Source organism: Catalinimonas locisalis, assembly GCF_038039535.1.
Taxonomy (GTDB): domain Bacteria; phylum Bacteroidota; class Bacteroidia; order Cytophagales; family Cyclobacteriaceae; genus Catalinimonas.
This window is the reverse complement of the sequence record NZ_JBBPHP010000037.1, coordinates 60,906-72,376: the sequence shown is the minus strand read 5'-3', so window position 1 is coordinate 72,376 and position 11,471 is coordinate 60,906. Positions and strand designations below refer to the sequence as shown.

At 33.1% G+C, this 11,471-nt stretch carries 7 protein-coding genes; 2 read left to right on the top strand and 5 right to left on the bottom strand.

From position 1 onward, the window contains the following. The coding region (locus tag WJR50_RS27235) for a hypothetical protein (protein ID WP_341296478.1) at window positions 1-227 on the bottom strand (227 nt) is incomplete at its 3' end. An 844-nt stretch (window positions 228-1,071) separates the two neighbouring features. Here WJR50_RS27235 and WJR50_RS27230 point away from each other — a divergent pair. Next, window positions 1,072-2,274, top strand: coding sequence for a phenylacetate--CoA ligase family protein (locus WJR50_RS27230; RefSeq protein ID WP_341296477.1), 1,203 nt, complete (start codon window positions 1,072-1,074; stop codon window positions 2,272-2,274). Between the two features lie 806 nt (window positions 2,275-3,080). Then, window positions 3,081-6,467 (top strand): PA14 domain-containing protein, encoded by a 3,387-nt coding sequence (locus WJR50_RS27225; protein WP_341296476.1) that lies wholly within the window; start codon window positions 3,081-3,083, stop codon window positions 6,465-6,467. 77 nt (window positions 6,468-6,544) lie between these two features. Here the strand turns inward: WJR50_RS27225 and WJR50_RS27220 are convergent, their stop codons facing one another. Genes WJR50_RS27220 through WJR50_RS27205 form a run of 4 tightly spaced genes read right to left on the bottom strand, consistent with a single transcriptional unit; the run spans window position 6,545 to window position 11,365 of the window. After that, a complete protein-coding gene (locus WJR50_RS27220; protein WP_341296475.1) occupies window positions 6,545-7,777 on the bottom strand; it encodes a glycosyltransferase family 4 protein in 1,233 nt (410 codons plus the stop codon). Window positions 7,778-7,812: 35 nt separating this feature from the next. Beyond that, complete coding sequence (locus tag WJR50_RS27215; protein WP_341296474.1) at window positions 7,813-8,748, bottom strand: sulfotransferase; 936 nt, start codon at window positions 8,746-8,748, stop codon at window positions 7,813-7,815. A 6-nt stretch (window positions 8,749-8,754) separates the two neighbouring features. Next, a complete protein-coding gene (locus tag WJR50_RS27210) occupies window positions 8,755-10,008 on the bottom strand; it encodes a lipopolysaccharide biosynthesis protein (protein WP_341296473.1) in 1,254 nt (417 codons plus the stop codon). Further along, on the bottom strand, window positions 9,986-11,365 hold the full coding sequence (locus WJR50_RS27205) for an O-antigen ligase family protein (RefSeq protein ID WP_341296472.1): 1,380 nt from the start codon (window positions 11,363-11,365) through the stop codon (window positions 9,986-9,988). The genes WJR50_RS27210 and WJR50_RS27205 overlap by 23 nt, the downstream gene beginning before the upstream one ends. Window positions 11,366-11,471 lie beyond the last annotated feature (106 nt).

Sequence of the window (11,471 nt, the reverse complement as noted above, 5' to 3'; positions counted from 1 at the left end):
CTACCCCCGAGGAGGCTTTTAATACGGGCAGCTCCACCGACTAATCGGAAGCCCTCGGCATTGGAAGCGGAAATATTCTCACTGAAGGTAACCTCCAGATAGTTACTCCGGCTGTCTATGATCCTGGCACCTGTTATCTGGGGTTGAGCAAAACTTTGAAAAGAAGACAGAATAAATATACTGAATAACACCACAACAACTTTGTAGTTCTGTAAATAACGCTTCATATTAATTTTCATTTAGTTACACACGACGTTTCGTGAGTTACTATCAAGCAAAGCGCCATTAAGCGGTATTTACGCTAATCCATGATTGTCCTCTTTATAAAGTGATGCATGTTTTTAAGTTCAGTAAGAATGTTAGTTGCCAGAAAATCAATTTCTAAGGGCCTTGGGGGAAGTGTGTATTACCTGTTCTTGCGTTTAAATATGATCATCAGTAGATATAAGTTCTGCTTTAGAAAAATTATTACGGTGTAAGAATATCATATAGTTAATGAACTATTGTACAATGCCCATACTGCCTTTATAAAGTCCTATGAATACAGTTAGTATTTTAAAATATTAAATTGATAAAGCATTAATATGAAAATTTTCAAATTGAAAGCCCTAAATATTAATAGAATAGTCAAAAAAAATATTTGCATAGTTAAATTAAAGATATAAATATGAATATATTAATTTTTTTTTGACTTAAACTAATTCATCTTTTTACTAAAATTTTATTGTAATATTATTATATTTTTTTTAATTTATTTACTAGTTTTATGTAGAAATGAGGAATGCTGCGAACCTTTTATAAGTAAATTGAAAACTATCTCAATACTCAGTGCTATGTATAAACAAATTATAGTCTTTCAATCAGGATTGATTAATTCAATTAAATAATTAGCTTTTATCCAGTTAAATAAATCACAACTATTTTGTTTTTATTGAATAAACAATATTACCATTATTCAATAGCTTAACATTTACTTTGTATATGAAAAATATGAGCTTTTTTTCAAACTACCTTCTTAGATACAATTATCTGTTTAATACCAGATTAAGACGTGTCAAAGAATATCATGATATGGATTCGCTAAAACTAGCTGAACTAAAGAATGATAAATTTCTGAAATCATTTCGTAGAGCTTATTACCAATCTGAATTCTACAAGAGATATTACGATGAGCATGGAGTAAACATTAATCAGATCCTATCTATAGATGATTTACACTTACTTCCTGTTCTTAAGAAAGAACATATAAGGAAACATTACCAAGAATTTTTAACCACCAATAAATCATTGCTGACAAAAGGGTATACCAGCGGAACATCAGGTACACCACTTACACTATATAGAGATTATGAATCTGTAATAGAAGAAAATGCGTATCTCTGGGCTCAAAGAAGCTTATGCGGACATGAACCCGGTATGCGTGCAATATCACTAAGAGGGGACCTGGATGCAGTTAATAGAGAAAGCTTTGATAAATATACTAAAACACTCTTTTTATCAAGTTTTAGTTTAAAGGAGGAAAATGCAGAATGGTATTATGAAAAAATTAAGTCATTTAAACCTAATGCAATTTATGCATATCCCAGTTCAATGGAGACCTTATGTAATATGTTGCAGTCTATTAATAGGACATATCCGGTACCATATATATTTACTTCTTCTGAAACATTATACGAATTTCAAAGAAATAAAATAAGCCAGATTTTTGGTAGTAGAGTATTTGATTGGTACGGAAATGCTGAAAGATCTATTGCTCTGGAAGAATTAAAAGATGGAAAGTATTATGAAGCCCCTCTTTATTCTATTAATGAATATAAGGAGAATTGTGTATTGACTACTGGTTTAATAAATCATTGTTTCCCTATCATAAGATATGAAATGGATGATATAATAAATATTAAACAGGATCAATTCGGGAGAGTGGAGGAAATAATTGGTATTCAGGGTAGGAAAGATGATACATTAACCTTTTATGATGGTACACATATAGGTAGGATGAGTGGAGCTCTTAAAGGTGTAGAAAATGTCAAATTTACTCAAATTGTACAGAATGATCCGTATTCATTTGTAGTAAATGTTGTTCCATGTGTAGATTATACTTGTGAAGATGAGCAAATGCTAAGAAATAAAATTAGAACAAAAGTTGGACATATACCTTTTGAAATCAAAATTGTAAATGAAGATCAGATAATTAAATCAAAAGCGGGTAAGTACAAACTGATCATTAACACTTGTAAAGAAAAGGTTAATGCACAAGCAGTGGAAAGAAACTAAATGTTAAAAAAGTAAATTAATCGCTTTTTAAAAATGAAATGAGAAATGCAGAATGTGATATAACTACATTATTAGACTTATTTATATGCTTAGGAGAGACCTTTGATACAATGATATCCTATTTGTGTGAAAATAACAGTCTTTTGAATACAACTTAAAGTATTTGCCAATCCATGTTATTAATATCGGACCCATTATCCAGATATACATTTTTGTTACCGAGCATGCAAGTACAAAATTAGACTTCTGTCACTTAGCCACCTGCAATTGTTCTCGTGAATTATTAGAATAATAGTATGTACATCTTGCCGAAAAAAATTTAGAAAGATTGAAACAGCACATCTCATTGAACTCTCTGTAAAGCTTGCCAATAACCTATAATATCTCCTCGAGCATCAATTATAGGTTTTCCAGAATAATCTAAATTTATACTCCTTGTCAGATAATAAATTTGCCTAGTTTTTCTGAATGTTCATCATAGAGTAACTGCCTATGAAAAAAATATTCTAGTTCCACTTTTTTCAAAATGAAGCACTGTTACTATCATTATTATAAAATGATCTAACCAAGCGTTTTTAAAGTATTTTTTTTGATATATATTTTTTGATTGCTGAAACCCAGAATAAATTTTGTTTTATCAGTTAGTAAACTTCTAAACATTCAAGGATTTCACAATTAAAGAACAATTGTATTAATACAAGGTTTTTTGGATTGTATTTAGAAGTTGTATTTATTCATGTCTTCAATAATGTGGCTGAGAGTTTGACCCAAACAAGCTAGACTACACAAATTACAAAATTGAAAACATGAGAAAAGTATTTACTAAGCTTAAGTTATCCGTATTGTTTCTGTTTATGTGTATGAGTGTCTATGCTCAGAACACATATTATGTTTCTACTTCCGGTAATGATAGTAATAGTGGAAGGTCTTCATCAGCAGCTTGGAGAACTATTAGAAAAGTAAATGATACCAATTTACAACCTGGTGATCAGGTATTATTTAGAAGGGGAGATAGGTGGAATGAGGAACTTCTACCTGGTACAAGTGGTACTTCCGGCAGATTGATTACTTTTGGTGCTTATGGTTCAGGTAATATGCCAATTATTGCACCTAGTGGTGGTGATTATGCAATCAACATAAGAATAAAAAGCTATATTAAAGTTGAAAATATACATGCAATAGCTCCTTCTGGAAGAAGTGGAATAGCTGTTAGGGGAAATGCTGTGGGAAATGAAATTCTTAACTGTAAAGTCCAGGGCAATGATGGTAATAGTGGAATCGTTTATGCTGGTTTGTTAGAAGGGGGAATGAGTAGTGCTACAAAAGTTATTGGAAATGAAGTGTCAGGTTTTTTTCAATGTATATATGGGCATGGAGGTATGAGAGTAGGAGGTATAGTTGAAAATAATACTGTTTCTAATGCTTCTGATGATGGTATAGTTGCGAGATACGGAGACTTTAACGGTCTGGTAATTAGAAATAATAAGATTACAAGATGGAGAGATGATGGTATTGATCTTTTTGGTGGGATAGACATAATAGTTGAGTATAATGATATTTCCACACTTCCCTCAGGTTCTATTGTCGCAGGAAATGGTATCAAAGCAGGCGCGGGTAGGGTAACCAGTGAAGATGTAGTAGTTCGCTACAATAAGGTATATAATCTTAGACATTCCTCTTCAAGTCTTCAGGTTGGTATCACTACTAATGGTGGAGACAAAATTAAAATTTATGGTAATTTAATTTATGATGTAAAAGGTGAAGCTATATCAATCCCTTCATCAAGCACAGACATCGATATTTACAATAATACTGCACTAAGTCTTGAAAAACAGGCTGTGTATATTGGGAACACAAATGGAATTTCATTAAGAAATAATATATTGTGGGGAAGAAATGGAGATCTTAATGTAAACACATCTATTAGAGCTTCAAATAATTTGCTGATCTCAGGAACAAGTGAAAGTCGCTACAATAGTAGTGGGGATGTAAGAGCCTCAGCTTCAGAGGTATTTGCAGATCATAATTCTGACAACTATAAATTAAAATCAAGTTCTCCTGCTATTGATAATGGTACGAGTATTTCAGGTTTTACTGAAGGCATCGCGGGAGTGTCTGTCTCAGGAAGGCCTGATATTGGTGCTTATCAATTTGGAAGTTCTTCATCTACCTCTGACAATCCTCCTACAGTTAGCTTAGGTTCTGACAAAACATATACTTTACCCCTCAACCAGATAGTTATTGAGGCTAATGTACAAGATGATGGTAGTATCTCATCTTACGACTGGAGTAAAACATCTGGGCCCAACGTAAGTATGAATGAAGATGGTTATAATAAACTCACACTTACCAACTTTTCTGAGGGTATTTATAAGTTTAGACTATCTGTGGAAGATAATAAGGGGCAAAGCGGCTCTGATGAAGTCACAATCACAGTAAACAGTTCAAGTAGTGGAGATCCTACTCCAGATCCTGAACCAGGAGATGATGTTGCCAATGGATTAAACTATGAGTACTTTGAAGGTAGCTGGTCAAGCATTCCTAATTTTGATAATATGCAGGCCCGTAAGACAGGAATCGTATCAAATTTCTCATTAGCTCCACGAAATAGAGAAGAGAACTTTGGCTTTTTATTTAAAGGGTTTATTAAAATAGAAAATAGTGGAAGTTATACATTTTATACTACCTCCGATGACGGAAGTGAGTTGTATATCAATGGATCAAAGGTCGTTGATAATGATGGAATACATGCACCAAGAGAAAGGTCAGGTTCTGTAAATTTATCCTCTGGGTACCACACTATTGAGGTTATGTTTTTTGAAAGAACAGCTGGTCAGGTATTAGATGTTAGGTATAGTGGACCGGGTATTTCAAAGCGTTTAATCCCTTCTAATGTTTTATTTAGAGAGGCAGGTAGCGAATCACCTGCTCCAGATCCAGAACCAGAAGATGATGTAGCCAATGGATTAAACTATGAGTACTTTGAAGGTGGCTGGTCAAGTATTCCTAACTTTGATAATATACAGGCCCGCAAAACAGGTAATGTTTCTAATTTCTCTCTTAATCCCAGAGATAGAGAAGAAAACTTTGGCTTTAGATATAAAGGTTTTATAAAGGTAGAAAATAGCGGCAGCTATACCTTCTATACTAACTCAGACGATGGAAGCGAATTGTATATCAATGGATCTAAAATCGTAGATAATGATGGTTTACATGGACCTCGTGAGCGTTCTGGCTCTGTTTCCCTTTCTTCAGGCTATCATGCCATAGAAGTCTTATTCTTTGAAAGAACAAGAGGCCAGGTATTGGAGGTCAGGTATAGTGGTCCGGGAATTTCAAAGCGATTGATCCCTTCCAATGTTTTATATAGAGAAGGCGAAAGTTCTCCAAGTCCATCACCTAGTCCAGAACCAGGTGATGATGTTGCCAATGGAGTTAACTATAAATATTACGAAGGCAGCTGGTCTAATATTCCTAATTATGACAATATGCAAGCCCGTAAAACAGGAATAGTTTCTAATTTTACGCTTGCCCCCCGAGAGAGAGGAGAACACTTTGGCTTTGCTTTTGAAGGTTATATAAAGATAGAAAATGCTGGGAATTATACTTTCTACACCAATTCAGATGATGGTAGCGAATTGTATATCAATGGTTCAAAGGTCGTAGATAATGATGGTACACATGGACCTCGCGAGCGTTCTGGTTCTATTTCCCTTAGTTCAGGATATCATGTGATAGAAGTTGACTTCTTTGAAAATGTATCAGGCCAAATATTAGAAGTAAGATATAGCGGTCCGGGAATTTCAAAGCGATTGATCCCTGCTAATGTATTATTTGTCAACAACCCTAGTAACGCAAGGCTTAGTAATGTGGTAAAAGACAATGCAATACCCAATGAGTCTTTGGAAAATGAACTTTCTATTGAAGAATACAGGGATGAAATATTAAGTGTTTATCCTGTGCCTTTTGATGAATACATAAGCATAGAGCTTAGCTCAAGTATAGATTCTAAATATGAAATAAGCCTATCTGACATTACTGGAAGCTCTGTGATTCAAAAAACATTTACTCTAAATGAAGGATACCAGATACTAAAGCTTGATACATATGTGGTTAACAAGCCTGGTATTTATATTTTAAGTATCTATCAAAATGGTGAGCATATAGACAGCAGAAGAGTTGTAAAACAATAAATTTTAAGAAGTTTAGGAAAGCGGTAAATTTAAACTTACCGCTTTTTATGTATTTTCAGCAAAATCAAATGAATCGTTCAGATGCTATTGAGAAGTTTCTTTTTTGAGGGCCTCGGAAATTTTTTTGAACGAAGTTCACTGATAAATTCAATAATTTTTTGAGATTGTAATTGATAATCAAATTCATTTAAAGCTATTTCAAATCCATTTTTACTGATTCTTTTTGCCAGATTGACATCTGATAACGCTTTGATTAAATTATTAGCAAGTGCCTCCTTGTCATTTGGATCAGATAATAAAGCAGAGACTTCATGCCTCAAATAGTTTTTTAATTCACCAGTGGAAGTGGTAACTACCGGGGAACCAGAAGCAAGATATTCAGCAGTTTTACTGGGAAAGCAATACTCAGCCTGAATGCTGTCTGGCTTATATAACATAAGAGCACTAGCATTTCTGAAAATAGTAACCAATTCTTTCCGACTTATAAAGCCCGTAAAAATAACTTTATCCTGAATTTTTAATTCTTTAATGATTTCGTCAGCTTTCTCCTTAGTTTGTGGCCTCTGCGCTTTACCTATAATATAAAACTTTAGTTCAGGAAACTTTTTACTAGCTTGAGCAAAAGCCTCGAGCTGAGTATATAATCCATCTTTATCTTGCGAAAGGTTCCCAGCATAGGCAATAAAGTGTTCTTTATTGGCTGGTACACTTGTAAATTCCTGACAATCAACAAGTACTGGTATTAGTTTGTAAGAAACTTTGTGTCCTATTTGCTGTTCATAAAAATACTTCAGATTGTTTGAGATCACAATCAATCCATCATACAATGAAATAAGTCTTTTAATGTAAAACTTTTGAAACCAGCGGCTACTTCTTATTGAGCCGCTTTTGTTAAATACGAATGGATATTCGTTGCATTCTGTCAGATAAACTAATTTGGAAATATTTGCTACAAACCTGAAAAAAAGTATATGAAAAGGTTCTGTACTGATAAGAATTAAAGCATGACTATTTTTTTTGTCTCTAAATAATTGAATGCCAGCATTAACTACTCCCCAAATGTCGTGTAGCCTTCTTCCAAAGAAACTCTTACTTCTCTGTGTACGATTAGAGGTATATAAATAATTAATGCCTTGATACTCACCCTTTACCTTCACATTTTCTAAGTAACTATTTTCTGAGGGAGGTACAGGTATGTATATATCTACACTGTGGCCAGCTTCTACCATCCCTTTGGCATAAAGGTGAACCCGATTTGTTGAAGCAAAACCTATAGGATAGGGTTGTTTTAAAACTATTTTTATTCTCATTGTTTGTAAAATCTAATGAAAAAAATCATGAAAGTTTATATGTTATACTTTTCAGATAATTGCGTAATAGTTTTAAACTCATCATTACTAAGACTCTTTTTCCAATTATTATCAATTCGGATGTTCAGTTCTCCTTTGTATCGCATTGGATTACCCTCAACTAAATGATAATCTTTTGTATTAATATTATATTCCAATGAAGAAAGTTTTATACCAAGGAAATCAGCAATCTTTTTTCTCAGTAAAGAAGGGTTTTCGCATAAATCTTCATATAAAACATCCATATATTTAATACTAGGATTATTATTTATTATCTTATAAACAGTCTTGTAAAAACCATATCTAGCTTTTAGACTGTTTTTTGGAGAGAGTCCTCTTTTAATATATGAATTAGCAAAACGGAGTGAGTCCCTTTTATTTACAATAAGATAGGTATCATCAGGTCTATAGGTATGAAGAAAAGGGAAGCGAGCTATATCTTTGCTTGAATCCACTATAAATTGATCACCTGTTACTTTTTCAATGGATTCAAAAAGTTTCCAATTATTTTTTATTCTCTCGAGTTGAGTTTTGTATATTATATTAGCTAACCAATGTAAATTGGAATGAATAAGGCTTTTTTTGTATAAGCCATTGTATGCATAATCTTTAACTGTCATCTTATAAGTGGCCTCGTGCCCAATCAACATACTAATGGGAAACTTATCAGGATGATCCATAATATTACAACCTGCATCTTTACTTAACTCTTCAACTACATGTGTCCAAACTTCACACTTATCGAAGGGTTTGAGGCAACTGCAGATGTTTTGATTGTCCACTGATTTCTCTGATAAGTTTTTATGTGCAAGTTGCCATGGGAGTCTTCTTATCTCACCAGTAGAAAAAACACCAGGAATAGACCCAATAAGTAAATCTAATAGGGTAGATCCCGAATGCCCAGTAGAAACTATATATACCAATTTTGCCATAAATTATTAGCTTCTTATATACCTTTTATATTGAAAATAAAGAGTGGTTAAATAAACAGCATTTGAGATGATCAATGTTATACAAGCGCCATCAATTCCAAAGTATTTGACGAGTACAATAAAACCCAGAATATTTATTCCTCCTCTCACGAATGATGCATTTCTGAGCTCCTTACCTCTTCCATGAGAACTCAAAAATCTATTTATGAAAAAACAAAATCCTTGAATTACATATGATAATGAGACCAAACGAACATATGGTAAAACAGGAAGGTATTCATCTGAGTAAACAAATAGAATTACATATTTCACTATAATGTTAAAAGCAACCAAAGCTATTATTGAAACTGCTATAGTAGCTAGTACAGTTTTAACAGGTATACTCTTAGAATTTGCGAACTTTTTAAATGATGTTGTTCCAATAGTTTGAGGAATCATCATTAGGGGAGTTGCAATTGTGTTTGAAAGTGCAAAGTACCCTACACTCACATTATCTAGGAAGTAACTGATTGTAAATGCGCTTAAATGTTGACTTCCATTGCTTGCAAGGGAACCTATATATATAGGAAATCCATGTTTTGCATTTTCCTCTTTGATTACCATAAAGCTTTTCTTCAAGTTCTTGAACTTAGGCTTCATGCTTATATAGACATAGGGTAAAAAAATTGCGATTGCCAAAAGATGAATAAGAAGAGATAACTCCAAGGTGAGTGTAGAAAAATACCCAATTAAGAAAGTAGGGATTATGTAGAGAATTTTTTGGGATAGCCTGTAAGCCGATAAATCATAGATTCTATTATCACCTTCTAATATACGTTCCAGAATTTCCTTAAAGGGAAAAAAGAACACCACTGGCAAAAGTAATCTGATGGTTTCACCCAATCCATTATCGTAGATGTTTTCTTGAATGTAGGAGGCCACAAGAACAACTATCATGAAAAGAAAGCAGGTAGCCCCAGATACAGTAAATATACCGCCTAATAACTCTTTTTTCCTGCCTTGATATTCATTTAATGCTACTAGTCTTCCAGCAGTATTGAATGCCCCACCAGTAAGTAATATTAATATAAACCCCCAAAGAGATTGAATAAATTTATAATCACCATAAGCTTCTGGACCCAGTAATCTGGTGTTGATTATACTTACCACCACACCTAAAACAATTACCAAAACATTTGAGCCTAAAAGTGAGAAAATCTGACGGCCAGATTTTGAGTTTACTTTCTTCCAAGCTTTCTCAAGCGTAGTTTTTGCTGGCATATGAGCTTTCTATTTTAATCTGACTTTCTCTCTTTTTTAGCATTATAGCTGATGAGATTGCAATAATAATCCCAAAGTTTGTTTCCAGTCCCAAACCTAATGTTAGATTTGCTATAAGATAGCCTACTACGAGATAGAAAGGGATATAATATTCTTCATGCTCAGTAATTTTATTCAGGCGTAGATAATATTGAGTAATTGAATATAAAAAGAGACATAAAAAAATTAATGCAGGTAACCCATTAAAAAATAATACTTCTAAAAATAAATTATGCCACCCCCCTCTTTCTCCTAAAGCCCAGGATTGATTTCCTGTAACATCATACATAGCTTTATAATAGGTTGGGCTTTCGGTACCTCCATAACCAAAAATAAGTCCATTGATATCACTAAAACTTACTTCTAAACCCTTCTGATACAGTTCATACCTTAATTCCATAGTACCTTCATCCATCATTCTCTCTTGCGCGACTGAAGACTCCATCACTCCACTACTTAAAACCAGAAAAAGAGCAAAGACGCTAATGATAACTGAAAATGTAATCACCAGTACTTTCAATTTAAGATTAACATTACTGGCATAAATTATTGCATGAGCTACAAAGAAGGCTGTAACTACATAACCCATACGCATAAATGCTACTAGAATTCCTACCAAAAATATACCACCTAAAATTCTTTTTTTTATGCCATAGAAATCTGTAAATGAAACCCAGACCAATGCTGTAAACACTACATATGAGTGGATATAATCATCTCTAAATACACCAGTAGATCTTAGTAATCCTCCAAACGCAGTTCTTCCATAGTCTGGATTTACTCTAAAAAATGATTGGTCTCCTACTAATTGATACACAGCGATTAAACAAGAAATCACTGCAACGCTAACTAAAGAGTTTTTCACAACCTTTTTCATCCCTTCATCTGCCCCTCTTTTTACAGCAAAATAAATTACTAAAAAACTGGAGACTGTTGTAAGTGCTACAAAAAGCTTGGCAGGATTTGAAGCAGTATAAATAATAAACGAAATTGCAGAAACAATCGTAAATGCAATAAGATAGGCTTCATATCTCGGTTGTACACGAAATTCGGTATGGTTAGATCTTTTTTTGTATTGTTTAATGAAAGGGTCAATGATTAGAAAAGCTACTGAAAATAAGAATAAAACTCTTAATGGCTGAAGGTCAAATGCTCCACCAACACTCACTTTTAACCCTTCCATATTAGCCACATCACCATTAAATATCCAAAGACAAATTAGAAATGTAAGAATGGGATATTCTGGTTTTGCTTTTCTAATAAAGTAAAACACTAGAATTACACTTGAAACTATATATATATAAAAGTAAGATGCCATATATTAACTTACTTGATATTGATAATAATAATTTGAGACAAATTTAATAATATTAAGTTTAAATTGAAATTTTATAGTATAAAATGTAGTAAAATTTAATTATTTA